17 protein-coding genes and 7 pseudogenes are annotated in these 24,116 nt (G+C 58.4%); 11 read left to right on the plus strand and 13 right to left on the minus strand.

Annotated features, from left to right (window positions below):
- The 3 genes and pseudogenes from ABIB00_RS37150 to ABIB00_RS37160 all read right to left on the minus strand — a co-directional run.
- A pseudogene (locus ABIB00_RS37150) lies at window positions 1-482 on the minus strand (transposase); the annotation flags it as partial.
- Window positions 469-1,488, minus strand: coding sequence for a pantoate--beta-alanine ligase (locus ABIB00_RS37155; RefSeq protein WP_354107789.1), 1,020 nt, complete (start codon window positions 1,486-1,488; stop codon window positions 469-471). The pseudogene ABIB00_RS37150 and the gene ABIB00_RS37155, both read right to left, overlap by 14 nt.
- A 144-nt stretch (window positions 1,489-1,632) precedes the next feature.
- Window positions 1,633-3,120 (minus strand): pentapeptide repeat-containing protein, encoded by a 1,488-nt coding sequence (locus ABIB00_RS37160; protein ID WP_354107790.1) that lies wholly within the window; start codon window positions 3,118-3,120, stop codon window positions 1,633-1,635.
- An 822-nt stretch (window positions 3,121-3,942) separates the two neighbouring features.
- Here ABIB00_RS37160 and ABIB00_RS37165 point away from each other — a divergent pair.
- Window positions 3,943-4,275: a hypothetical protein gene (locus tag ABIB00_RS37165; RefSeq protein ID WP_354107791.1), complete on the plus strand. Its 333-nt coding sequence runs from the start codon at window positions 3,943-3,945 to the stop codon at window positions 4,273-4,275.
- On the opposite strand, the gene ABIB00_RS37170 is transcribed toward ABIB00_RS37165, so the two are convergent.
- The 6 genes from ABIB00_RS37170 to ABIB00_RS37195 form a co-directional block, all read right to left on the minus strand.
- Complete coding sequence (locus ABIB00_RS37170; RefSeq protein ID WP_354107792.1) at window positions 4,272-5,696, minus strand: MATE family efflux transporter; 1,425 nt, start codon at window positions 5,694-5,696, stop codon at window positions 4,272-4,274. The two genes, ABIB00_RS37165 and ABIB00_RS37170, sit on opposite strands and share 4 nt — an antisense overlap.
- A 205-nt stretch (window positions 5,697-5,901) precedes the next feature.
- Entirely contained in the window at window positions 5,902-6,129 is a 228-nt protein-coding gene (locus ABIB00_RS37175; protein WP_354107793.1) for a hypothetical protein, read from the minus strand.
- A 332-nt stretch (window positions 6,130-6,461) separates the two neighbouring features.
- Window positions 6,462-6,653 carry a hypothetical protein gene (locus ABIB00_RS37180; protein ID WP_354107801.1) on the minus strand — a complete coding sequence of 64 codons (192 nt, stop codon included), beginning with the start codon at window positions 6,651-6,653 and terminating at the stop codon, window positions 6,462-6,464.
- The gene (locus ABIB00_RS37185; RefSeq protein WP_354107802.1) at window positions 6,614-7,210 is read right to left on the minus strand and encodes an ATP-binding cassette domain-containing protein; all 597 of its coding nucleotides are present in this window, start codon (window positions 7,208-7,210) and stop codon (window positions 6,614-6,616) included. Before ABIB00_RS37185 ends, ABIB00_RS37180 begins: the two co-directional genes overlap by 40 nt.
- Window positions 7,122-7,316 (minus strand): ATP-binding cassette domain-containing protein, encoded by a 195-nt coding sequence (locus ABIB00_RS37190; RefSeq protein ID WP_354107794.1) that lies wholly within the window; start codon window positions 7,314-7,316, stop codon window positions 7,122-7,124. Before ABIB00_RS37190 ends, ABIB00_RS37185 begins: the two co-directional genes overlap by 89 nt.
- Window positions 7,255-7,548: an ABC transporter ATP-binding protein gene (locus ABIB00_RS37195; protein ID WP_354107803.1), complete on the minus strand. Its 294-nt coding sequence runs from the start codon at window positions 7,546-7,548 to the stop codon at window positions 7,255-7,257. The genes ABIB00_RS37190 and ABIB00_RS37195 overlap by 62 nt, the downstream gene beginning before the upstream one ends.
- Here ABIB00_RS37195 and ABIB00_RS37200 point away from each other — a divergent pair.
- From ABIB00_RS37200 to nodU, 5 genes and pseudogenes are all read left to right on the plus strand, one after another.
- Window positions 7,543-7,749, plus strand: coding sequence for a hypothetical protein (locus ABIB00_RS37200; RefSeq protein ID WP_354107804.1), 207 nt, complete (start codon window positions 7,543-7,545; stop codon window positions 7,747-7,749). The two genes, ABIB00_RS37195 and ABIB00_RS37200, sit on opposite strands and share 6 nt — an antisense overlap.
- 680 nt (window positions 7,750-8,429) lie before the next feature.
- Window positions 8,430-8,710 (plus strand): annotated as a pseudogene (locus ABIB00_RS37205) (helix-turn-helix domain-containing protein).
- 2,520 nt (window positions 8,711-11,230) lie between these two features.
- Window positions 11,231-12,075: pseudogene (locus tag ABIB00_RS37210) on the plus strand (IS630 family transposase); the annotation flags it as partial.
- Between the two features lie 241 nt (window positions 12,076-12,316).
- Window positions 12,317-13,012, plus strand: coding sequence for a hypothetical protein (locus ABIB00_RS37215; protein ID WP_354107795.1), 696 nt, complete (start codon window positions 12,317-12,319; stop codon window positions 13,010-13,012).
- A gap of 907 nt (window positions 13,013-13,919) precedes the next feature.
- Window positions 13,920-15,632: a nodulation protein NodU gene (gene nodU / locus ABIB00_RS37220; RefSeq protein ID WP_354107796.1), complete on the plus strand. Its 1,713-nt coding sequence runs from the start codon at window positions 13,920-13,922 to the stop codon at window positions 15,630-15,632.
- Window positions 15,633-16,311: 679 nt separating this feature from the next.
- Here nodU and ABIB00_RS39255 read toward each other — a convergent pair.
- Together ABIB00_RS39255 and ABIB00_RS39260 are read right to left on the minus strand one after the other, a co-directional pair.
- Complete coding sequence (locus ABIB00_RS39255; protein WP_502917948.1) at window positions 16,312-16,512, minus strand: hypothetical protein; 201 nt, start codon at window positions 16,510-16,512, stop codon at window positions 16,312-16,314.
- Between the two features lie 30 nt (window positions 16,513-16,542).
- Window positions 16,543-16,701: pseudogene (locus tag ABIB00_RS39260) on the minus strand (hypothetical protein); the annotation flags it as partial.
- A gap of 601 nt (window positions 16,702-17,302) precedes the next feature.
- On the opposite strand from ABIB00_RS39260, the gene ABIB00_RS37230 reads away from it, so the two are divergent.
- The 3 genes from ABIB00_RS37230 to ABIB00_RS37240 all read left to right on the plus strand — a co-directional run bounded on the left by ABIB00_RS37230 (window position 17,303) and on the right by ABIB00_RS37240 (window position 20,476).
- A complete protein-coding gene (locus ABIB00_RS37230) occupies window positions 17,303-18,892 on the plus strand; it encodes an amidophosphoribosyltransferase (RefSeq protein WP_354107797.1) in 1,590 nt (529 codons plus the stop codon).
- Window positions 18,893-19,064: 172 nt separating this feature from the next.
- Window positions 19,065-19,577 (plus strand): HAD family hydrolase, encoded by a 513-nt coding sequence (locus tag ABIB00_RS37235; RefSeq protein ID WP_354107798.1) that lies wholly within the window; start codon window positions 19,065-19,067, stop codon window positions 19,575-19,577.
- A complete protein-coding gene (locus tag ABIB00_RS37240) occupies window positions 19,574-20,476 on the plus strand; it encodes an NAD(P)-dependent oxidoreductase (protein WP_354107799.1) in 903 nt (300 codons plus the stop codon). The genes ABIB00_RS37235 and ABIB00_RS37240 overlap by 4 nt, the downstream gene beginning before the upstream one ends.
- A 240-nt stretch (window positions 20,477-20,716) precedes the next feature.
- Here ABIB00_RS37240 and ABIB00_RS37245 read toward each other — a convergent pair.
- Window positions 20,717-21,963, minus strand: a pseudogene (locus tag ABIB00_RS37245) (IS256 family transposase).
- 200 nt (window positions 21,964-22,163) lie between these two features.
- On the opposite strand from ABIB00_RS37245, the pseudogene ABIB00_RS37250 reads away from it, so the two are divergent.
- Together ABIB00_RS37250 and ABIB00_RS37255 are read left to right on the plus strand one after the other, a co-directional pair.
- A pseudogene (locus ABIB00_RS37250) lies at window positions 22,164-22,289 on the plus strand (IS481 family transposase); the annotation flags it as partial.
- A gap of 122 nt (window positions 22,290-22,411) precedes the next feature.
- Window positions 22,412-22,669: pseudogene (locus ABIB00_RS37255) on the plus strand (transposase); the annotation flags it as partial.
- A 2-nt stretch (window positions 22,670-22,671) separates the two neighbouring features.
- Here ABIB00_RS37255 and ABIB00_RS37260 read toward each other — a convergent pair.
- Window positions 22,672-24,054: an IS110 family RNA-guided transposase gene (locus tag ABIB00_RS37260; protein ID WP_354107800.1), complete on the minus strand. Its 1,383-nt coding sequence runs from the start codon at window positions 24,052-24,054 to the stop codon at window positions 22,672-22,674.
- Window positions 24,055-24,116 lie beyond the last annotated feature (62 nt).

Consider the following 24,116-nt stretch of genomic DNA (forward strand, 5'->3'; position numbering starts at 1 on the left):
CGTGCTCGTCGAGCCAGCCATCCTTCAGGCGACCGATGGCGGATGCCGACAACCCGGCAGCATCCTTGCCGAGCAGCGCAGCCAGCGCCTCGGAGAAGTCGCCGGTCGAGATACCCTTCAGGTAAAGGATCGGCAGCAGCGTCTCGATCGACTTCGACCGGCGCATGTAGGACGGCAGGAGCGCCGGCGAGAACCGGATGCGGCCAGGATCGGCGGCGTCCGCTTCGCGATCGCGTACACGCGGCTGGCGGACGGCGGCCGGACCGATGCCGGTCATCACCTCGCGCCGGCAGGTGACCGTGGCGGACGACGCGCTGGTGGCCGTCCCGGGTCTTCAAATCGGCATGCCGGCCTAGAAAGTCTGCAACCTCGGCCTCGACCGCCTGGGAAAGCAGGGCACGCGCTCCATTGCGCAAGACTTCTGTGAGTTGATCGTCGAAGATTCCCGGCTGAATCAGATGGATGACGTTATCGTTGGACACGGCATATCGCTTGTTTCGGTTGAGAACTGGGCGATAGCTCTCTTTCAAGCTCGCTGTGCATGGATGTCAGACCCCACCTTTCGGGCAAATCGATCCATATATCTGCAGGACCGTCCAAAAGTGTATCTTGATCCGGCACATAGATATTATCAGGCACTCTGAGGCCGCGACCGACGGCGACTCCACTGATTATAAACGGAAGCTCGACCTGCTCCTGATCTTCAAAGCTGTGCGCGCTAAGCGTTCGAACAGATTCCAATTCAAACTGTCGAAATTTCATCAACGATTTTGCCTCCGCTATCAGCTCTTTGGCGCAAGATACTCCCCGCGCGGCCTCTTTTCTCAAGTGGTCCAGCGCCATGAAGAGGGACGAAAGCTCATTCAGCTCGGAAGGATTGAAGTGTCGCAAACGCGACGAAATAGGCACTCCGTTCTTGTATCGTACTGTCGGCACAAATCGTATCTCGCAATCAAGAAGCAGGTCTGCGACCGCTTGTTTCACCAGAAGGGCCTGTCCAATATCCTTTAGACCGAAATAGCTGCGATTTGGTCGCGCAAAACAAATCCAGCGGATGCATCCGGTGATACCTTCCTTGAGGAGCCCATGAGGTCCGCTCGCACGCAGCGGATAATCCCCTTGAGACACAAAGGTGCGATATCCTGGCGGAAACATCTCCGCGTCGGTCGTTGAAATGACGGCAGAAGCGCCCGCTCGCAGCGCAAGCGCAATGTCATCCTCCAAATTGAACTCGTACTCAGGACCTGGGCTAAGCTGACTCTTGTTCGGATAAACTGTGACAATGGCCACATCGTTCTCGGCTGCGGCCCTTCTGATTAACTCCGCGTGGCCCAGATGCAACGCTCCTAAAGTGTGTACTGTTCCGATAGTTTGCCCTCTTCTTGCTACGTCCATAACGAAGGTCTTGCCAGCTGAAAGAGACGCTAGATGCATGCTTCCTACTCCGTCTTGTTGATTGCCCGGCAGCCCTGCTGCTCCATCAGACATGACGCATCGCGAGCGCTACCGGCCACATCGACCGCGCGGCGGATGAGCTCGCGAGCGCCTGGAGTCCGGCCACAACGGGGACGCATCCCGCTTCTCCATTGTCCTTCTCTGGCGCCCCAGATAGTCATGCGTCCTTTAGCCCCATCAGGTCGATCCTTCTCGACCGCGCCTCATGAGCGATGAGAACTCAGCCAGATACTCTGAAGGTTCGGATTTCTGATCTTCCACGTCCTTCAAAGCAGCCTGGAGCCCAGGACATCTGTCTGCAAAGAACGGCGGTTCAAACGTCGTTATCCTTGCATCCGAGAAGTCTGTTTTTACAAAGCTTGCCTGGAAAGGTGAAATTCCACTCAAGTTAGTCTTGCAGATCGAGGATTGATTCATTCGAACGTATGCCGTACGGGCTGCTTCCAGATTGCTGCCAGTCATTCCTGCCGCAATATAGGACTGAACAAGGTTGGCTCCCTCGAAATTGGCGCGATTCAGAGCCATGGACTGCGGAGGATCACCGGTAATCATTGAGCGATATAGGTAGGCCTGCGAAAAATCTGAATCATCGATATCGCAATCCCGTATAAACGCACAGCGCGCACGGAAGCCGCGCAACTGGGCGGATCGCATCGTGCTCTCGAAGATCGAAATGGCTTCCCCTGATGCGCGAGATAAATCAGCTCCATCGAGCTGACAAGAACGAACGGATACTCCGTTCAACACCGCGCCGACGAGGTTGGCATTAGCGAGGTTTACCGACAGAAGTCGCGCCTCCGAAAGATCTGCCTCCTCGAGCTCCGCCTTCGCAAGATTTGAGAGGCTGAAATCCGCAAAGGGAGCGCTCAGCGCTTTGGCCAGGATGCGACCGCTCGCCTTTGAAAGCTTGAAGTAAGGAAGATGAGCGTTCTCTAGGACAAGACCATCGACCGAAGTGGGGCGCAGGATTGATAGAGACTCCCCCCTTGACTGCAAAAGCGAGCTGCCGGTCAGATGCGCCTTCGTCATCGTAACTTGGTTTAACTTGGCAAAATGAAAGGACGAGCAAGGCAGGTAGCATTCATTGATGGTCGATCCTTGCAGTTCAGCGCCATCAAAGACCGCCTGGCTCGCGTCACATTGATATAAGAGGACGCCACTTAGCACTGCGTTGTCGAAACGGGTCCTCCGCATGCTGCACCCGTGGAATAGGCTACCCGTTGCATCGATGAGATTGCGCAGACTTGCATCGTCGAAATTGCAAACCTGTGCGGCAATAGCATGCATATACGCAAAGTCGAGCTTGGCTCCGCGGAAGCTTGCTCGCTCTAATCCCGGGCAAATGAGGTTGGCCTCTGACAGATCGGCTCCATCCAGCTTCGCTCCGTGAAGTTGCGCACGATTGAGGATGCATCGCCGCAACGGAAATCCGGATAGATCGTGACCGTTGAAGTTCTCGGAAGATAGCCGCAGGCCGATGCCGGTCTTCTTGATCGCGTCCTCGGTTCGCCTTCCCACCGCAGCCAATGCAGACGCCCGATCACCGTTTCGGCTCCAGTAGCGGACAAAGTCGCCATCTGCCGAAGATTGGCTTATCGCTGTTGCACGGATACCCAACTCCTCAGGCACGCTGAAATGGGTAGTGGCGTCGATGGCTTGCGTCATTGCCGGCGTTCTTCCATTCTCGATGACGAGCGCACTTTCTCAGCCTCGTTTGCCGGGTGCTTTTTGCATGGCCCGCCTGTTTGAAGTCGCCAAGGTTTGCCGCGAGCGCCTCTTGGGATTTCTTTCTGCGACTTAAGCATCATCCCTCATCAGAATCTAACTTACCTGACGGGGCCTCTTTGAATTGCGCCATCACGAACCGAGACGCACGAAAAGCCTGAGCAAGTTGCAGCAGACGGAGTTGATCTCCCAGGACATCAACCTTGGGTACTCGATCGATCTGTCGACAGTCGAGCGAAAAACGCCGCAATTTCGGCTACCTCGAGTTCGTGCTTCTAACAGTCGGCCTCACGATGCACTTCAATAGCAACGTCTGTGCCATCCCTCATCTATCCTGATAGACGTTGAATCGTTGTCTAGAAGCCTAGAAACGGCGCTCGGTAGAAGCTCGTCGGGGCTGTGGTAACTGACAAGGACTAGCGTCATGTCACAAACCGGACAATGGTTCACAGCGCTCGCAACGGCGGGTCCTGCTTGTTCTCTATCGCTTCGACCACAAGTGCGATGTCCCTCTCCATGACCGTCGAGTGACGGTTGCCTTCAATGCACGTTGGCGCATTCTCCAGATGTCGTACTATTGAGCCACAATTCGCCGCCTGCGTTCCTCAGTTTTCGCCCCGGCGACGCAGCTCCGTTCCGGAAACTCGCCGACAACGTCGCGCGAGGTTCCGGGGGCGGAGTCGGGTCAGGAGTTCACGTGCAGGGGCGTGCAATTGCATTGTAGGCGCGGATAGGCTGTCGCACTTTCTTACGAGGTCGGCGATGCCGGTGCGCCTGACGGGTGATGAGCCTGAAGAAGCGCTCGACCTGGTTCGCAGGAAGCATAGGCTGGAAGAGAAATGTGGCAGCGTGGACTTCGGGCGAGCCAGCTCCTTGGATGCTTGTGGTAGCGTGGTTGCCAAGGACGAGATGACTGTCAAACTGAGCCGGCAAATTGGTGATGTGCCTTGCAAAGGCACGGAACTGCTGGTGACTGCGCGGTCTAGAATCTTGTTTCCAATCGGACGCCTTGCCCTCTTTGAAGGCGGAGGGGCCGCCGGAGTCGCCTCGCATTCCTGGATTCCCGCTCGCCAAGAAGCGCCATTACGCAATTAAGTGACGGCTCTGAGAGCACACCTGCTCGCCAGCAGCTGGAAACGCAGGACGAGGAGCCCTGCATAGATGGTCGTCCCGATTGACAAGCCAATCCAGATGCCAGTCGCACCAAGCCCGATCTTCAAACCAAGTACGTAGCCAAGTGAGAAGCCGATTGCCCAGTAGGCAATGCCGACGAACAGAAGCGGCACCCGAGTGTCCTTCAGTCCGCGCAGACCGCCCGCCGCAATGCTCTGCGCGGCATCGGTGACAAAAAGGCTCGCGGCGACCACAAGGAGCTCTGCAGTCAGCCCGATCGTTGCGTCGGCATCTTCGGCCGATTTGTCCAAAAACAGCTCGGCGATCTCAAAACGCGCGACGATCACCGCAACTGTCAGCAAGGCAGCGATGAGCGTACCGAGCAGCATCGCGACCAGGCCTGCCCGTTTGATGCCGGGACCGTCGTTGCGGCCGACCGCATGGCCAACGCGTACGGCCGCCGCCATGCTGATGCCGAAAGCGATCATGGATGTAATCACTGTGATCTGAAGCGCGATCTGATGAGCCGCGAGTGCACCGGTGCTGATCAGGCCCGCCAGGAGCGCAGCCGCCGACAAGACTCCGTACTGCATCAGGGAGGCGATTGAAATCGGAGTTCCGATCACGATCAGCTGTCGCAAGAAGGGCCAATCCAATTGCCAGAGATCTGCAAGCACGTGGTAGTTACGGAAAGGAGGACGCATTGTGGCAAACCACAAACCGGCTAGGAACATCGCACAGTTCACCAGCGTGCTCGCAAGCGCCGCACCGAACAGCTCAAGCCGCGGCAGCCCGAACTTGCCATAGACCAGCAAATATACGAGCAGGGCGTTGAGGGGGATCGCGGCCAGTGTGATCCACAAGATCGGCTCCGGCCGGTTGACCGCGCCCATGAAATTACGGATGGCCTGCAGCCATAGCGCCGGCACTACGCCCAAGGCTAGTCCGAACAGATATTGCTGGGCGAGCCGCGCCGCGTCTGGAGCCTGACCGAAAGCGAGCAGTATTTGCTCTCGGCGAAACGCAAACGCTATGATCGGGAACGATAGTAAAAGCGCCGCCCATAGGCCCGTGCGCAGTGCGCGCTGTACCATAGCAAGATTCCCGGCCCCATACGCCTGCGCCGCCAAAGGTGCGATCGGCGCCAGCAGGCCCGCGCCAAAGGTGAAGCTGACGAGATAGAGCGTGACGGCCAGGGCGGCCGCAGCGAGTGCCTCAGGCCCGATGTGCCCGATAAAGGCAAGATCCGTCGTCATCATCGCGACCTGCGCAAGCTGGGTCAACACCATCGGCCACGCGAGCTTCACAGGTTCGCTGAGCTCGATCGTGAAGTGTTGGCCAGCCGCCCGTCTCGTGCCCTGCCGCAAAACTGATAGTCGTTTTGCTTCGATTATTTTGTCCATGGAAATCTAGCTACTTGGTTTGGCCCGGCTGCAAACGACTCTTGTTCCGCCGAGATGATGCTCCTTTTCGCCCTGAAGTCGCGATCTCCTGCCCACGGCAGATAGTCCGGCCGGGCAGCTGCGCCTGCAGAGGAGGCGCGCATCGGCCTGGCTTACCGTTAACCCTGTGGTTTGGCGATTGCTCGCCCGCTGATGCGCGGCTTCATCAGCGCGTCCGCCACGCATCGACTTTTTGGCGCATTCTAAGCGCAAAGGCGGCAGGTGGCTGGCAGAATGGTCGATCATCGGCACCGCGATAGGTGCCGGCGTGGACCGCAGTCGAGGCTTGGTCGGTCACCTTGGCGAAAGCGTGCGCGAGCGCGAAGTGGCCGTCGGGAGTCACAATCGCACGCGACGCATACGTGAACTGAGAGGCTATGATCTTCTGAGCCATCACTACGTTCCTTGAGCATGCCGTGCTGGATGACAGCTCCTTTTCAAGGCTCGTGCCAACTGCGATAGCTTGATTTGTAATGGCTATTTGCTTTGGCGGGCATGTCCTCCTCCGACAACATGTCGCAAATCCCACAGTCGGCATCAAAGACGAGCCCAAAGCCTGCAGACATCCCGCAAATCCTGCACCAGGAATCCCAATAGACGGACGCCGATATGAAAACCCTCCGAGCTCGCCAGCGCCGCAAACGGCTAGACTGAACTCTCGACTCGAAGGGCACTAATCGCTGCGCGCAAGACAAAGGCCTCGCTTGCCTGACCAGGGCATGCCTTCTACGCGTTTTCTGTCGCCAAAGGCGGTGGCCCGTTCGTCGAAACAGCCTTCATCACAGGATCGGGAATGAGCGCACTTATGAGCGTCTTCTTAGAGCGGCCGAATGAACGATTGGCCAGCCCGCCGCGCGCAAGACTTGGGACTGCGGCGATCAAGCCTCTGGTGTAGTCGGTACTCGGATTGAGGAATATCTCGTCCCTGGTGCCGGTCTCGACGACGCGCCCTCGCGCATGACGATGACGCGATCGCTGAGATGGCGGACAAGGCCGAGATCATGCGAAATGAAGATGTAGCTCATCTTAAGATGCGCCTTCAGATCAGCAAGCAGGTCCAGCACTTGTGCCTGGATTAGGAAGTCGAGCGCTGAGACTGGTTCATCACAGACGATCACGGCGGGCCTTGGAGCGATCGCGCGGGCGATCGCAACGCGCTGGCGCTGACCGCCCGAGAGTTCAAGCGGTTGGCGATCCAGGAACGCTGAGGATAGTCCGACCAGGTCAAGGAGCTGGACGACGCGTGCATCACGCTCGCCCCTGGTCAACACGTCATTGGCGAGTCTATCGGATATGGTGCGTCCCACAGTCCGGCGAGGATCAAAGGAGCTGAGGGGATCCTGGTAAATAACCGAGACAGCCCGGCGCCGCGTCCTGCGCTCGCGATCAGTGAGCGTGGTCCCCCTTGAAACAGAACGGCCCCGCCGTCGGGAGGTCGAGCGCCAGCGCCATTCGTGCCATCGTCGACTTCCCAGATCCGGACTCGCCGACGACGCCCAGAGTCTCGCCAGATTGTAGCTCAAAGGAGGCATCGTCGACGATCGTCCGCAGCACGCCGGCTGGCCCTTTGAACCCCTTCACAAGGTTTTCGCGCTGAGCACGACCGGAGGGAATGTCGACGCAATTGCCCGGGTAATTGCTCAAAAGAGCGTGACTGCGGCCGCGGCGGCCGTGCAGCCGGCAATCGCGATAGACGAGAGCCTCGCGGGCGAGCAGATGGCACTGCATCCAGAAGCTGGCGCGTATAGGCGTGCTGCGGCTCCTGGAAGACTTGGTCTGCCGATCCGCGCTCAAGGACCTCGCCTTCATGCATGACCAAGACCTCGTCAGCTGTCCGGGAGACCACCGCCGCGTCATGGCTAATGAAGATGAGCGCCTTGCCCCGAACGTTGCTCTCTTCCAGCAACCCCAGCACCTGTACCTGCACGGTCACGTCGAGAGCCGTGGTCGGCTCGTCGGCGATCAGGATGCGTTGATCGACAATGTGGAGCAGAACTTTGGCACCAGCGCGTAGTTGCAAGCGTGGGCACTATGGACCCGACGGCAACATCAAATAATGCGATTGAATGCGCTTATTTTTGTGATGTGTTGCGTGAGAACTGGCAGCACTATCCGACCCTCGTGGCTCGCAATGCCTTCAGGGCCTCTATCCGGTCCTGCACGCCGCGGTGTCTGAGTTCGCCACGTTTTTGCCACCAAGAGGTGCCGACATGCTCCCTGCAGGGCAAAGAGTGCATGATGCCCACAGCCTCATAGCCGAGTGCGCTGACCACACATGAAAGCCGGCCTGGCCGCGCCGCTAGCCCAGGCCAAGCTCAACATAGCGGGATACGAACTCACTGCTCTGGTCAACGCGATCGTCGCCGGAACTCCTACCTCCTTGCAAACGCTTTCCAGGATCGACACGCCGTTGCTGCCGCCGAAGGTGAACCGGGGCTGCAGGGCCGGCGAGAAGCCATTCGATCCAAGCAACCCCTTCCCGGTTGGCGCCATCCTCGCCAGTAAGTCAACAGATGCTGTTCCTCATGGGAAGTCCGCACCAAGTCATTCGGCGCCGCGTGCCCGACATCTAGGTCCAACGCCGGCTCATGCATTTAAGGTCACGCTGCGAGTTCGCTATGTTTTGTCGAACTCGAGACAATAGAAGGGTTATAGCCAGTGGTTTGATTGCCTGCCAAATGGCTGCTTTGGCGCATGAAAGCTCGTGCGATTGTGGCCTGGAATGTGCGGCGCATCCGCGTGGATCGGGGTATTTCGCAGGAGCAATTGGCTTACGATTCGAATACTGACCGCTCATATATGGGCGCTGTTGAGCGGCAAGGCGCGAATCATCAATCGATCTGCTCGATCGGGTCGCTGAAACACTCGGTGTCCATCTATCTGAGTTCTTTGTCCAACCGCCCAAAGGAGCAACGTCCCACGAGACATTGCCCAAAGGTCGCAAGCCGGCTCGTTCACATCACAGGAAGAAATAGCGCGCTGCTCGCATGGGCCTCGCGGAAAACATTTGCAATTTTGTGTATCGGAATTTTGAAAGGCTGCGGAAGCGGAAGGCTTCACGCAGGAGAGATTCGCCGAATCTACCGGCTTTACTCACCAATACATCAGCGGGCTGGAGTTTCGAGCCGATCCCGCTGTGATGACCCTGCTCGAACCGCCCGGCCCACATAGACGCAAGTGGCTGGGAGCGCTTTCGTTTGAGCAACCGGCCTCAGCGACGATGCGGTCGCCCTGCCGCCAGGCTCTGCGTGATGATCTCGCCCTGGAAGTCGGATGCCGTCTCGTGAAAGCACCGAGGCTAGCCGTGTCACATCGAGCCCCGCGACTACAGCGGCCTCGATAGCGATCTGAAGGCCGAAGACGATCGGCGGTGCACCCGCTTCTCCGCGGGCGGAGCATTCGCAACTTGGCCAATTGATCATTGACGCTGCGCGCCCCATCTCCGCTGGATGGGTTCTCTAACGCCGCAATTGAAGCACTCGAATCAAGCTAAGATATTTCTATGCGCAAGCCAGCGCATCCAGCTAGAGGACCGCGCGGCGTCGTGAAGCCTTGCTCACTTGCGTGATCCACATCGCACGATTGGCAATCTCGCGTAGAGTTGAGGCCGCTTGGCCGCGCTCTCACAAATGCCGTTCGGCAGCATCCAGGATTTGCTCGCGGCGCCCTACGCGTTCAGTTGGCCCCCGGACTGATTTGCACTTCTTCCGTGGGCTGCTTCGAAGAAGGCCATCCCGTCTCATGCTTTTGGCGGCCGGTCCACATGGCCCAGGAGTAGCGTTCGTGTCCATCTCGATGGCACAGTCGTTGCCGACGACGCGGGCCAGTTCGCGCAAAGATCCGAACGACGGCTGCCTGCCGAGCGGCTTCAACCGGTGTGCCTCATCCCGGTCTCGGCCGAAGAAGTGCCGGGCCCGCATTGGCGGGAAGCCAAAAAGAGGCCGCTGCTGGACTTATCCAGGAGCGACCTGATTCGCGGGAGGAAGCAGACCAGCCCGGTCGGCCAGCGGATCGGCACTCCAGAGAAGCCGGCGATAGAGCTTTGGCCGGAGTTGACCCATCGGGGGTCAGTTTCTAAGTGAAAACATTCGGCAGCCAGGACAGGTCGGCGCGTGCTTACATGTAGACGGGGTTGAAACCACGTATCAGATCGGTGAACTCCATAGATGAGTAAAGTCGGGTACAATGGGTGAAAGTGACAGGCTGTCGGAAAACTTACCACGCTTCTACCGGCCGCCCCGTAAAGGCGCATCATCGGAAATCTTTCTTTGCGCAATTTGCCAAAAGGCTCCATGCTCGTTGTGGCCACCTTGCCTATCGTCGATTGGAATGACCGTCTGCTGCGAGATTTTCAAAACGTCTCCAAAGGTGCGCGCCGCTACATGTACGCGGCGATCACTTTTAACGGGCGATATTTCGGACTACGTGGAGTATCTGTCCCACTCGGGTGCTTCAGAACACACGGGGGCGCAACTGGCGAACCTGTTTCGCCAGGCAGGATTTCGTGGCGAATCCGGACAAACTCCATTACCTAGCGCAGCATGGGATAGCGCTGGCACTCAGTTCGATCTGCCAGCCGGAGACAAAGTCTTCGTCGAAGCGGCCACTTACCATGGCATGAAGTCGAACGCACATTTGGCTAAGCTCTAGCTGGTCGGCGGCCGATGGCGGGGGAAGGACTGCTTGCGGGCCGTTCGACAAGGCGGCCGCGGCCGGACGGCGCTCGCGTTTTCGCGCCTCCGACCATACAGAGTCCGAGGGCGAGGATTACGAGCGCGGGCGCCGTCGCGAGATCGCACGGAAGCGGGACATCCTGGCCATCGAGGATGACGCCTATGGTCCTGACGAAGCCAGCGAGCCGCTTGCGTCGATGGCGCCGAAGCGGGCCTTCTACACAACACGCTGTCGAAGTGCTTGGCCCAAGCCTGCGCATCGGATTGCGTATCGTACGCACTTCCATTCTGATTGCCGCGCCGCAGTCACGCATGAATCTTGCGTATCGTGCCGTCAGCAACACCTTGGGCCACCAAGCCCGCCGGCCATCGAGGTGCGCGCACCGAACACGCCGCGCCGCTTCCAGCAATTGGCGATCCGCTTCCTCCAATACCGCGAGCAGCGGTCTCGCAGGCGCAGACGTCACCAGCACCATGGCCTTGCCGAATGGCGTCCGCAACAGCACCAATTCCGGTAGCGCTCGGAACGACGACAAGTCCAGCGCGCGTTCGCGCTGACGGCATGCCTAAATGGGAGCGCCGCCGAGGCGATTGGCGACACAGGGCCGAGCGAATCCGCCCGCATTCCCTACTTCTATCTTGGCTCATTGCCCGAAACTGCAGTAGCCGAGGGTTCGCCCTCATACCGGCGAGGTCGCATGCGTTGCCGATTTTGCCCTTCCCAAAATAAGGCGATCGAATTGCGAAACCCGCGCAAGCTGGTCTCGCCATTCTTGCTAGTACCCACTTTTCTTGGATCGTGACTCGTTATTCAAGACATGGATGATCCCCGAAGCAAGAGAAGTCCACCTTTCGCGGAAAGATCGCAAGGTGCTTGAGGCGTGTTGTCGCTCGCCGGTGACGTTGCAGCGCGATTTGATGCGGGCGCGGATCGTTCTGTTGGCGGCGGACGGGCGTAGCACCCGCTCGATCGCCAAAAAAGTCGGAGTCCAGCCGCGGATGTCAGTCTTTGGCGGCACCGCTATGCCGATCATGGCCTTGAAGGGCTGCAGACAAGCCGCGGCTGGGCAAGCAGCCGATCTATACGAAGGCCACCGACAAGCGGATCTGAAGCTGCTGGATAAGCTGCCTCCGCAAGGGTTTGCGCGCTGGACCGGCCCTCTACTAGCCGAGGCGCTGGGCGATGTTGACGTCCAATATGTCTGGCGATTCCTGCACAGCCACAGATTGACCTCGCGGCTCGTAAGTCCTGGTGCGAGAGCAACGACCCCGAATCTTACGCCAAAGCCGCCGATGTTGTTGGCCTCTACGTCGCCCCGCCCGCGAAGGCCATTGTGCTATGCGTGGACGAGAAGCCCTCGATCCAGGCCTTGGAGCGAGCGCAGGGTTATCTGAAGTTGCCCAAAGGCCGCGCCTTGACCCGCCAAAGCCACGATTATAGGCGCCATGGCACCACAACATTATTTGCGGCGCTTGAGGTCGCCACCGGAAAGATCATCGCGGCTCATTCAAAACGCCGTCGCCGCGTCGAGTTTCTCGACTTCATGAAAAGCGTCACCGCGGCTTTTCCGGGCCGAAAGCTTCACGTCATCCTCGACAACCTCAACACCCACAAGAAGAACGAGCACTGGCTCAAGGCCCACCCCGATTTGAAATTTCATTTCACGCAAGTAGCGCAGCGCGCTGTTTAGCCTTCATCAAACGGCGACGCGCAAAGGAAGCGAGATGGAGCATCGCGACGAATTGTCGGAGTCGCGACACGCCGTCCTACCCGCGACACGCGCCAAATGGGGATTGGCAATGGATATCAGTGCGCCCGTTTGGCACGCTCTTTGAACTAATGCTCCTTGAAATTAATGAGGGCACATCCCGTCGTGTGATGAACCATGCCAAAAAGAGGTACTTTTAATGAGCGTCCCAAATTTGACGAAACGAGCAAATGCCCTCGGAACCGACAAGGGTGATGAGGTCGGCGACACCCACGGCTACACCGGCTTCTACTCTTTTCTGTTCGAGGAGTTCCGCCACGAACCCTTCACAATGGTCGAGATTGGATTACAGCACGGGAACGGCTCTCTCGATCCAGATTTACTTGTTGGTCGCAAGGTTGACGATATTCCGTCTATCAAAATGTGGTTGGAGTTCTTCCCCAAAGCTGAGATCGTCGGCTGCGACATTGCTGATTTCAGCGCCATTAAGATTGACCGGTTCCGTTTCGAGCGCCTTGACATGGGCAATGCGGTAGCCTTGGAACGCCTTGCGAGTTCGCTCCCGCCTGTGAGGATCATTATCGAGGATGCTTCACACGCAGCTTACCACCAGCAGCTTGCTCTAGCGAAGCTGTTTCCCATCGTCGAGCCTGGCGGTTTTTACTTTATCGAGGATCTTCATACCACGCACGCGATTGCCGCACGATTGCCGCCCTGCAATTCAACTGAAACGGTAGTGGAGAAGTTCACCCAGACGCGTCAGCTTGACATTCCGTTTCTGACCGCGATTGAACGCAGAAACCTCGAGACCACAATTAGGAAGATGTTCATCCATCGCAACGATAAGGGGGGCGTCAACCGCTGGACCATGAAGATGGTGGGATTTGGAAAGTAATAAGGAGCCAACTGAACCTTCCGGGCCATCAAGTTGCCTATCTGGGCGGCTGTTTTGGCTTGCAGGTGAGAACTCCAAAACTCCAAACCTGCATCTCAGGAATGTGAATGCGTTGAAAATGGCGATAGGTGTGATTGTTTCGCTAACCTGAGTACCTCGGGGGCTTCTCATTGATGTTGCTGTCGCGCGGCGCTGCCGCTCGAACTCGTTTTCGACGACCACGTCTTTGGAGTTGAATGCTGCGGGGGAGGGCTACGGCTTAGTCGACACCATCGCCGCACCTGTCCAACAACAACTTCCGAAGGTACGACCTGCTTCTTTGCCGACTTCAACGCCGCAGCAATACGATGAACCCGCCGGCGCAGCGACACGGCACGCAAGGACTCGACGGGTGCGCCGCTGACGACGGACAATTTGGAGACTTAGCGCACCTCCAGCCGGTCCAGGGATCGCGTGCGGCACTCTCTTCACTTCGGCCTGCGTATACCGAATCCCGACCAGGCATTCCGATTGATCGAGACCACCCACTCCGGCCGATCGCGACCGGCCTGTGGACGGGTGTACGGGCCCCGTCGCATGATCCGGACTCCGCTGCAAACGCCACGAGCGAGATTACCTACGCGCAAAATCGGCGACATGCTTCGACTGTCTGCTGCTGGCTTGCTCCGATTGGCGTTGGCGCAAATCATGCACTGCGCTACGCGCGGCATCTAGGAATCAGATCTCCGCGCTAGGCTCATGCTGCCGATGCCGAACGAGTCATCGACATACGGAATGAAACGTTGATCAAGATCGAACGAGCAGTACCAGGAGATGAGTCGGCTACGACGACTGCTTGCTCGCATGCTCTCGGACTCCGACCTCATCTTCAAATCACTCGAATTTCCGGGTTAAACATGGAGGCACTATGCGCATCTGCGGTATCAAGCTGACGCACGACGGAGCGATCGCTCTTGTCGAGGACGACCGGCTTGTATTTTGCGGCGAGCAGGAGAAGCGGAGCAATAATCCGCGTTATCAGTCGATCGGCAACCTTGATGCAATCGTCGTCGCCTTGGCGGAACGCGGTCTAGATCCGCAGCAAGTAGATCAGTTCGTCATCGACGGCTGGGCAGGGAAAGTGGAATCGCAATTCCAGGTCCTCAGCGGAACGACACCTGTCACTCTCAAAGGGGCGCCATATGTCGAACGCCATGCAGAGGGTCTTCTCACCTCCCGCGACGGTCTTGGCCTCAGGCTCGACGGCAGAGATTTCCCTTACAGGAGCTATCCGCACGTCACAGCCCATCTGGCTTCCGCATACTGCACCAGCCCCTTTGCCAAGGCGGGACAGCCCGCTTTTTGCCTCGTGTGGGACGGCGGCACCTTTCCGCGTCTCTATCATATAGAACGAGGGGGCGTACGGTTCCTCGAATCCCTGTTCCCGCTTATTGGACACGTATACGCGGCCGCGGGCCTTCACTATGGACCCTACAAGCAAGCGAACCGCGCCAACTGGGATCTAGCCGATCCTGGCAAGCTGGACCCAGGCGGTGCCGGCAAGCTCAACCTGGGCATTGCCGGCAAGCTGATGGCCTATATCGCCCTCGGGTGTGTTAGTGAAACCATCGTCGCCGTCTTTGAGGAACTCTACCAAGAGCGCTTTGCGGCGGACACGAAGCTTTCCGCTTTCCGTACGGACATCGAGAGCATGGGATCCGCGCTTGCGAGTGTACGTGACTTCTTCGATGCCAGCATGCTCCGGTTGAAGGCCACGGCACCCCAAGATGTGCTCGCATCGTTTCATTGCTTCCTCGAGCGCCTCCTAATCGGCGAAATGACGAATGCTTTGCAGCGGCATGCGTGTTTTGCGTCGCGCAGTTTGTGCATAGCCGGTGGCTGCGGTCTCAACATCAAATGGAACAGTGCACTACGTGCGTCAGGCCTGTTCGATGCTGTCTGGGTACCCCCTTTTCCGAATGACAGTGGCTCGGCGATCGGTGCCGCTTGCTGCGCAATGGTAGCGGACAAAGGCTTCGTGCCGCTGGAATGGTCGGTATATAGTGGTCCAGCCCTGCAGCCTAGCGATGTGCCGCCCGATTGGGAGGCTGCGCCGTGCAGTATGCATGAACTTGCAACCATTCTGGCCAGCAACCAGCCCGTGATCTTCCTTGCAGGCCCCGCCGAGCTTGGACCGCGGGCATTGGGCAGCAGAAGCATTCTTGCAGCCGCGACGTCGCCGCAAATGAAGGATCATCTCAACGACATCAAACTTCGTGAACACTTCCGACCAGTGGCGCCGATATGCCTAGAGGATCGTGCGCCAGATATTTTTAATCCCGGAACGCCGGACCCTTACATGCTTTTCGATCACCAGACACGACCAGAGTGGCGGGACAAAATCCCGGCCGTTGTACATCTCGACGGATCTGCGCGGTTGCAGACGATTTGCAGGACCTCTCAGCACAAAGTCGCCGAGCTTCTCGTCGAATACGAAAAGCTCACGGGCATTCCTCTGCTTTGCAATACGAGTGCCAATCAGCATGGACATGGGTTCTTCCCGGATGTCGCAGCGGCTTGCGAGTGGGGACGCGTTGAGCACGTATGGAGCGACGGCATACTGTGGACGAAAGCTCCATAAACGAGCGATTGGCGTCCGAAGGCGCGTTTCGCGCGAAGACGAACGCATCTCGAGAGTAGCGACATATGTCGAGCAAGTCGATATGGTTGCGGAAGAGTGCTCCGGCCAAAGATCGGTGCGGGCAGACACACAATTGCGTGGTCGTCGGCATGGCACCGCCTGAGGACGTTGCATCGGAGGGACCGATGCGGCGGAAGATACACAAGACGACAGGATCGAATGGCCTGTTACGGCCGCGACTGGGTTCAGATCCTGTCCGTGAAGCACGCGCCGGTTCTGCTTGTCAGCAACTTCGACAGGATTGGATCGGCGGCGAGATCGCGTCGCTTTACGGCGAGAACTGCGCCGCGTCTTCGACGTCATCAGGCGCGACCTGCACGGCCGGCGCGGCCATCCAGCCATGATCCAATCGGACACATAAGGCCGACCGTCACCTCAGTCGCCGCTAGGCCCTGTCGGCGGTGCCGCTAACGTCGTCCTCTCAGCCGTAGGCTGCAGCTTCGGCCGCGCTCTCGGCTGGCTCAGACAACTCTTCCTGGCTCCTGCGGTTGGTATGCAGACGCTCGTCTGCCCGCTAAAATCCGGCTTCTTGAGCAACCACTCAAACAGGACTCTTCCAGAGCTGGCGCCAGAAACTTAAGATGCGAGCTAGCGCAGAAGTTTCGGATTACCGCGGACATCATCTGCCGCACCCCGCAGCGCAGCGCGACGCGGCCGAGATCGAGCTCATATATGCGTGGTTCGCCACGTGCATGCGGGACCAAGGGTGCTGCTCGATGATGATTACCGCAATCTCCCTGGCGAGCTCAATCAGGCATTTGGTGATCTCCTCGATCACGCCGATCCAAACTTTTTCGGTCGGTTCGTCCAGCCGCAGCATTTTTGGATTTCCCAATAGCGCGCGCCCGATCGCCAGGACCTTACGCTCGCCGCCCGAAACCGTCCCACCCGGCTGATCGAAACGGTGTTCGTCCGGTCGAAGAGGCTTGCAAGTTGTTGGGACCGTCCGCCCGGTTACGCGTGACCGGCTTCCGATCCTACTGTTTACCTGCGGCAGCAGCGCTAAGATTACATTGTCGAGACGGTGCCGGCTCTTGCTCCTGTCCGGATCGCTTCAAGGCCAGCTACGCAATTATGGACGTGCCGCAACGGCCGTGTTCACCTCCTGCGCAGCCCGCAAGGGCCGGAATAAGGGAGAACGAGCAGCGGCTGTCGTGTTCGCGATGACAGTGACAGTGAGGCTATCCATGCCGCCAGAGTCACGCCCTCATTCCGGCCCTCGCCAGCCGACTATAGCCAGCCCCCTCGACCTGCAGGATGCGAGTCCTCGGCGGGCTTGGCGCGCTTTGAGTTCGCCATGCTCGCTCACGTGAGATGACTACCTCGAAGCAATCGCGAGCGCGAGAGCCTTCGACCAGTCGTCGGGGCTTGGCGGCTTTGGGACGAAGTCGTCGCACTTCGGTCAGCATGTCGGGACCCGCACACGCAAACTCATCCCGGGCAGCCCAATTGTTTAAGCTTCTCGAATTGCGTCGTTCCGTCAGCGCGAGCCGGGTCGCCTGAGGACTGGTATGGCGCTTGCTTAAAGGGAGCGGAACCACGTCTTCCGGCTAAGTGCATTCGCCTGTGATGCCAGCCGGAACATCGGCTCTTAACACGAGGGTAACGGTATGTCCGGCGTTGCTGCAGCCTTTCTATGCCCCTCAAGCCATTCAGCATCGACTGCTTATGATCGACTCAAGCACATGATTCCGAAACTTGCACTTCGTGGGCAGGCGGGGGTCGAGGTTGCCGCTTTCATGCACAAGCAAGGTTTTCGATATGGGAGAGCGCTTCAATCATCAAGCGGTTCAGTGCGCATAGAACCCAGCGAACAAGATCGAAGCTTTCGGCCTCATGTCGCGATCGCTCATGTCAGTAGCCGTTGCAACGAACTCAGTGATGGCGGTGACATTCGGCCGATTCACAACAATGGAAACGCCCACCGCCATTTGGCAGTTTCTCTGGACGGCGCCTTGGTCAATGCTCGTGCACTCAGACGAGAATTCCTTTCCAAGCAACAACGATCAACCGTCAACACAGATGCTGAGCTCTTGCTCAAGTGTATTGAACGCTGTTGTGAACGAGATTATTGGCGCCACGGTCTAGCCGCTAATTACAAAACTGTCTTTCGAGAGATTGATGATCGTATCGACGGCGCTATCAGCGCGCTTTTTTTGGACGGAGACGGAAATCTCGTTGCATATCGTAATCGGACCGGTTTGCGACCATTGGAGGTTATGCAAACAGATGACGGGTTTTTGCTCTTTGCTTCCGAAAATTGTGCCTTTGCCGCTCTAGAGGGTGATACGCAGCAAATCTTGCCAGGCCACATAAAGTATGTGGACGGGAGAACGGGGTGCAGCGCTGATCACTCTGTGAGCAACGGGCGACATAAAGCCACGCTCTGCACCTACGAAGCTCTCTACTTGGGCAGTCCGAACACATCCATCGAAGGCCAGTCACATCTCGAAACCCGCTACAACATCGGGGTCGTCTTGGGGGGACTCGTTGCGCGGCGACTGCAAGCGGAAGCGGACCCTGCGCCCATTATTGTCTCCTCCATGCCGCATACTGGTGGCCCGTACGCCGATGGCCTGTTTGCTTCTCTCGCGGAATACGGGCTGTTGGCCGAGCGTCGTGAAGTGGTCGCGACGACACTTCTTGAGCGGACTCTCATCGGCACACCTGGCGGACGAAAATCTCGCATAGCTCAAAAATACCGCGTGTCGGACACCGACCTTGCTAAGGCCAGCATAATAGTTGTCGACGAAGCCCTCATTCGCGGCGATACCAGTCAAGCAGTAACGAGTATGCTCCTTACCGCGGGAGCCAAAGCCGTGCATTGGGCGATCGGTTCGCCGCCTATAGTAGCTCCGAACTACTACGGCATGAGCATCGACACACTAGATGAGCTCGCATTCTGGCAGGTTTGGAAGCGATTGCCGTCCGAGCAGCGTGCTCAAAGCATGCTCTTCCATAAGATGGAACCCCACGTTCTCAGACTAATTGAAAGCAATATCGCGGCATCGATCGACGCAGCCACGACAACGTATCTGCCCTTCCCGCTCCTAGGATCGTTGCTGCCCGGCAGACTGGAGAACTTCGATTTGTCACCTTTTACATTCGAAATGCCAACTCCGGCGGGACAGCAGCGCGCGGACAGGAACTTACGCAGACTAACCGCCGATCTTCCTTGTATGCAATCAATCCGCGCTTGAGGTCAGTTCATGAATCCCGTCCTCGTCTTTGATTGGACAGCTCGATGATGCGCACGCGCTCCTCCAAACGACAAATGCCAGTCCCGACCGCTTTGGTCGTGCGACGATCCACATGGACACGTTTCGGAAAGATTGCGATGTTCTGCTATCACTTCTTTATCGCAGTCTCGGAATGTCGCGGGACGAGGTTGCGGAGGTGGATCGCGATGGGAGCGCCGTCTCTCACGACACCTATGAACCTCTTGCGGATAAGGCCGATCTGCGCGAGGGCGCACTTAGACTCTTGGAGCTGGCGCAGCGCGAAGCAGCTTTGTCCATCATCGTGAGCAATCATATCGTCGCCCCGCTCCGGTCTCAGTTGAGACGACTTGGAATCAACTACATTAACGAGGTTCTCGCCTTTGAAAGCCGCACCACTCAATACCAGCCGATGGGCACCGGAGAGCGGCTTCGTCTGTACATGCAGAAGAACAACCTAGAGCCGGCGTCAATCTTCATCATGGGCGATATGCCGTCGAAATGGACATTGCATGCGATTCTAGAACTCAAAGCGTATGGATCACCGGCGGCTTTGTTTCGGATTCGCGCTTGCACGCGGCGAATCCTGACTACACGATTGACACCCATCATGAGTTATTGCCGATCTTACAAAGGCACGGCTTCTTTCAGAATGCATAAATCATGACCGCCGAGCTATTACCCAACGCACGTCCAAAAGCTGCGAAGCAGAGAATAGGCCTTATCGGCGTCGGGCGCATGGGAACCGGAATGGGTCTCTGCCTGTTGCGGCACCAAGTTGAGCTGCATATCAAAGCGAACAAAAATCGTTTGGGTGCTGATCGATTGGCTGCGGCAGGCGCCCGTGAGCATCCTTCCATCGCTGAGTTGGCGCCACATGTAAGTGCGGTGGTGTTATCCCTGCCATCAAGCCGGGAGGTTGAGGCAGCGTGTCTTGGGCAGGACGGGCTTTTTGCCCATATGTCCCGTGGAGGTTTAATAATTGACTGCACCACGTCTTATCCTGGCTCGACAGTTGCACTGGCGGAGCAGGCTCAAAAACGCGGCGTCGCTTTTATAGATGCTCCAGTGACACGGAGCCCTGAACAAGCAGAGCTCGGCCTTCTCAACGCGATTGTTGGAGCGAACGAAGCGCTTTTTCCTGTGGCTGAAGGCATTCTTGCTACTTTTTGTGAGACCGTTCTTCATGTCGGAGATGTCGGACAAGGTCATGAGCTCAAGCTTGTTTACAACAGCATGACTATGGGCATAGCGGCGGTAGCCTCAGAGGTCTGCCAATTCGCGAACGCTCTTGGCATCGATCTTGTAACACTGCGCTCCTTGGTTAGTCGCGGTTCCACTAATAGTGGAATATTCCAAGCCTTCGTGGCCTTTTTGTTGGGCGAGAAACCCGATGTTCTGGCAGTCTCAATTGCCAATTCTGCAAAGGATATTGGGTGCGCAGTGCGTCTGGCGGGCGAGAGCGCTGTTTCGGTGCCGATCCTGGCTGCCACCGCCCACAAGTTAAACAACGCAGTTGCCGGGGGTAAAGGCGAACTGACACTACCTCATTTGTCTCACCCATAAGTTCTCGGCCCATCGAACCGCAACGAGGATCGGTGGCGACCAGATCTATCCTTGCCTCGTCCGACGTTCTCCGATGTTGTTTAATCCCAAGCTTTGATGGTGCATTCTTGTCGCACGATTCGAAGCATGCGCTATGGGACAGGTTTAACACGGCTGCGCCACCACGACGGAGGCAGTCCGTCGAGGGAGATGTCCCGATCGCTGTTGAACTACGTCGGGCCGACGTTGCCGGAATGGATGTTACGCGGCGCTCGTGACGTGGGCAACGGACTTGATTGTCGTGCGATCGTGGTGAAGCTTGAAGGGCCGCACCCAGACCGACAATTAACATGCGCCTTCAATTGTCGGAAGCCCGTGTTGGCCTCGATCATGCCGGCCGCGGCCCATCGCAAGGCCACGCCGGCATCCCGCCAGCGTCTGACGTTGCGCGTGACTCGGCGAATGGTGCCCATCATGTTCTCGGCGATCTTGATAGAGGCGAGCGATCGACGCAGCTGCGTTGGCAGCTTCAACCGGACGACAGTCAGGATTTCCTCGGGGCCTTCGAGGATGGTGGCCGCTACGCCGGGCCATTGCTGGTCGAGTCGACGCGCGAGATTGCGGATCAATTTTTCAGCCTTCTCGGCATCGAGCTCCCACGCCTGGCGGAGCACGCGACATGTGGCCGCATGATGGTCTTTCGGCAGGCGTTCCGTGATGTTGCGCGCCTTGTGGATCTGGCGCTGGATCGCGGCGGCCGAACCGAAGGTGCGGCGGATCCCTTCGACAACGCTTTCGCGCCATCGACGATGAACAGTCTTGGCACTGTCGGGGCGAGCCCGCGCGAGACCACGTTGTCCAGCATGGACTGAACCGTTGCGGCGTTCTCGGTCGCTCCTTCCACCAGCGCGAGCGGATGCTTGTTGCCTTCCGTCAACCCCGATCGCGTCGACCAGCACGAGATCGTCGCCGAGATGCAGCGCGTCGATTTCGACAGAAGGTGGAGCGCTGACAGATCGGCAGCCATGAAGTCGGCCAGCCGCGCCGCCGACATCGCCACTAACCTCTGCGAGGCCGCCGACTTCGAAAACCCCGGATCCGGCGGTGCCGGCACGTCACTTTCTGGCAGCCGGACAGCGCGACCGAACCGGCGCGTCGACACATTGATCAGCATCAGGCTCATCGCCCAGCGGCGAGCCAGTCCTCCTGCGCCGCCGGTTCCAGCTCGGGATCGTCAGCTCGCGGCCGTCCACATTCCGGACCCGCGGGCGCTCGACCTCGATCTTGCCGCCGTGGAAGCCGATCTGTCCCCGCGTTCGGCCCGAACGGTTCGCCCGCCGCGCCGCGTCGCGACCGTGGCGCGGCGCGCAGGCCGCCGTGACATCCGCCTCCATCATCGTGCCGAGCGCCTCGTCCCTGCCGCAAGGCAGGACTGGTCGAAGCTCGCCCGCACTTCTGCGAACGCTTCGTCCACAAGCCTCGGTCGCCAGCGAACCAGCCGGTCTGATATCTCCCGTCTTGGCGTTGCTCTCGTTTGTGGAATCAGCACCCCGAGCCTACCGGCTCAAGGTGGGCAACGCCGACCTCTTCAGAAAATCAACAGAACACGGCACAACCTCCCGTCGAGCAATACAGAATAGTCAAGAGAGCCCGAGAGCACTCTGTGCGATGCGAAGAAAAAATGGGGGCGAACGTCGCTCGCGAAGCTCAGCATCCCTGGACCAATGGCCTGGTCGAGCGCATGAACCGCACGATCAAGGAAGCGACCGTCCAGCGCTACCATCACGATCGAGACGATCAGCTCGGAACTCACCTTGCCAACTTTCTCACCGCCTAAAACTAAGCTCGGCGGCTGGAGACCGGGAAGGGCAGAGAGCTGGCCCCGCAAATTTGAACAGGAGGATAAGTGGAGTTTCTGCCTGACGGCGGCGATAATCGCCGCGAACAGGAGAGACCATGAGCAGACGACCGCGCCGGAACCACACGCCGGCTTTCAAGGCCAAGGTGGCACTCGCTGCCGTGAAGGGCGACCGAACGATAGCTCAACTGGCTGAGCAATTTGACGTCCATCCCAATCAGATTATGGCGTGGAAGGCGCAGCTCGAGGGAGGAGCTTCCGAGGTTTTCGGATCTGGAAGTGTGACGGCCGCCGTGCCGGCTGTGGACGTAAAGTCGCTGCACGCCAAGATCGACGAGCTGACGCTGGAGAACGATTCCTAAGAAACGGCAGCACCAGCTTTCGGCTCCACTGGCTGGAGAACAAACCCGAATGCCTTGGCACGCCGATGCAGATTGTTGACGACTCGCGTGCGGTAGCGCGTCTCGTAGGATGAGGCCCCCGGATCGACATACTCCATTCCGTGTCGCACCGCGTTGTAGAATAGGACTGCTATCTTGCGGGCCGTGGCGGTCACCGCCTTGGCCTTGCCGATGCGGGACGAGAGGCGCCTGTAAAAGGCGCCGAGCGCGGTGTCAGTGCGTCCGACGGTGACGGCAGCGAGGCGCAGAAGAGCCGCGGCCCGACCGCCGGATCGGCGCGTTCGTGACGAGAGCACTTTGCCGCCGGAGATCTTATTGCTCGGAGCCAACCCCAGCCAGGAGGTAAAATGCTTTGCACTTGGCCATGAGGTAAGGTCGTCGCCGCATTCCGCGATCAACTTCAGCGAAAGGTAAGGGCCGAGGCCGTCGATCATAGTGATGTCCTTTCCGAGCAACACGAACAGCGCCGCCCGGACGTCGAAAGCCAGAGCGTTCGGCTGATCGGTTCTGTTCCGACGCCGCGAGACTGGCGGTGCGGATCCATGATCACGACCCCTGTGGGTGCTGAGTTCCTTCAACACAGCTTCGATCCGGACATCGCAGGCAGATGCCTTCTCGCGATAGGCGTCGTAAAGGGCGAGTGCCTGATCGAGCGCAAACAGATGCTCGGCACGGTAGTTACCGGTGAGCGCCTTCGCGATCGTCTCGGCGCTGGAGTGGCAGCTGTAATGGCGTAAGCACGCCAGCGCCTCAGGGTCGCGCTCGCCGGCAAGGATCGCGCGAATGATGCCCAGGCCGGTCGCACCGGTGATGTCGGCTACAACGTGGTGGAGTTGAAGATTCATCTCAGTCAATGCTTTCTGCATATGCTGGATGTGTGAAGCCGCGTACTCCAGCAGACGCTCCCGCTGACGCACGTAGGCTCGCAGTTCGGCAATCTGCCCTTTGGGTCGAAAGCTGGCTCGCAGCAACCCGAACGAATGGAGCCGCTGCAGCCACTGCGCGTCGCTGACATCGGTCTTGCGCCCCGGCACGTGCTTGGCATCGCGCGCGTTGACAAAAAACACAGTGAACCCCCGTGCATCGAGAAGCTCGAAAATCGGGATCCAGTAGACACTGGTCGATTCCATGACGACGGTCTCGACGCCGCATTCTGTAAACCAGTCGACCAGCCGATGCAGATCAGCCGTGAAGGTACCAAAGCTGCGTACTGGCTCAGGTGCGCGATCTGCCCTGACGGCAGCCATGTGCATGGTCGCGCCAATGTCGATGGCAGCCGCGTTCGGGTGCACCATGGGCATCGTGCCGTCGGCCCTGGATTTCGATTTGTTGCGGTTCATCTCCAATCCTCCTGCTGACACGGCGGAAGGGCTGGGCTGCGCAATTTATTCAGATTCCTAAA

Origin of the sequence: Bradyrhizobium sp. LB14.3 (assembly GCF_040547985.1) — a bacterium.
Lineage (GTDB): Bacteria > Pseudomonadota > Alphaproteobacteria > Rhizobiales > Xanthobacteraceae > Bradyrhizobium.

Bases quoted from the DNA above. Each gene is read 5' to 3' on its own strand.
- ABIB00_RS37155 (WP_354107789.1), bottom strand. From the start codon at position 1,488: ATGTCTGATGGAGCAGCAGGGCTGCCGGGCAATCAACAAGACGGAGTA.
- ABIB00_RS37160 (WP_354107790.1), bottom strand. From the start codon at position 3,120: ATGACGCAAGCCATCGACGCCACTACCCATTTCAGCGTGCCTGAGGAG.
- ABIB00_RS37165 (WP_354107791.1), top strand. From the start codon at position 3,943: ATGCCGGTGCGCCTGACGGGTGATGAGCCTGAAGAAGCGCTCGACCTG.
- ABIB00_RS37170 (WP_354107792.1), bottom strand. From the start codon at position 5,696: ATGGACAAAATAATCGAAGCAAAACGACTATCAGTTTTGCGGCAGGGC.
- ABIB00_RS37175 (WP_354107793.1), bottom strand. From the start codon at position 6,129: ATGGCTCAGAAGATCATAGCCTCTCAGTTCACGTATGCGTCGCGTGCG.
- ABIB00_RS37200 (WP_354107804.1), top strand. From the start codon at position 7,543: ATGCATGACCAAGACCTCGTCAGCTGTCCGGGAGACCACCGCCGCGTC.
- ABIB00_RS37195 (WP_354107803.1), bottom strand. From the start codon at position 7,548: ATGCATGAAGGCGAGGTCCTTGAGCGCGGATCGGCAGACCAAGTCTTC.
- ABIB00_RS37215 (WP_354107795.1), top strand. From the start codon at position 12,317: ATGAGCGTCCCAAATTTGACGAAACGAGCAAATGCCCTCGGAACCGAC.
- nodU (WP_354107796.1), top strand. From the start codon at position 13,920: ATGCGCATCTGCGGTATCAAGCTGACGCACGACGGAGCGATCGCTCTT.
- ABIB00_RS39255 (WP_502917948.1), bottom strand. From the start codon at position 16,512: ATGCTGCGGCTGGACGAACCGACCGAAAAAGTTTGGATCGGCGTGATC.
- ABIB00_RS37230 (WP_354107797.1), top strand. From the start codon at position 17,303: ATGTCCGGCGTTGCTGCAGCCTTTCTATGCCCCTCAAGCCATTCAGCA.
- ABIB00_RS37235 (WP_354107798.1), top strand. From the start codon at position 19,065: ATGTCGCGGGACGAGGTTGCGGAGGTGGATCGCGATGGGAGCGCCGTC.
- ABIB00_RS37240 (WP_354107799.1), top strand. From the start codon at position 19,574: ATGACCGCCGAGCTATTACCCAACGCACGTCCAAAAGCTGCGAAGCAG.
- ABIB00_RS37260 (WP_354107800.1), bottom strand. From the start codon at position 24,054: ATGAACCGCAACAAATCGAAATCCAGGGCCGACGGCACGATGCCCATG.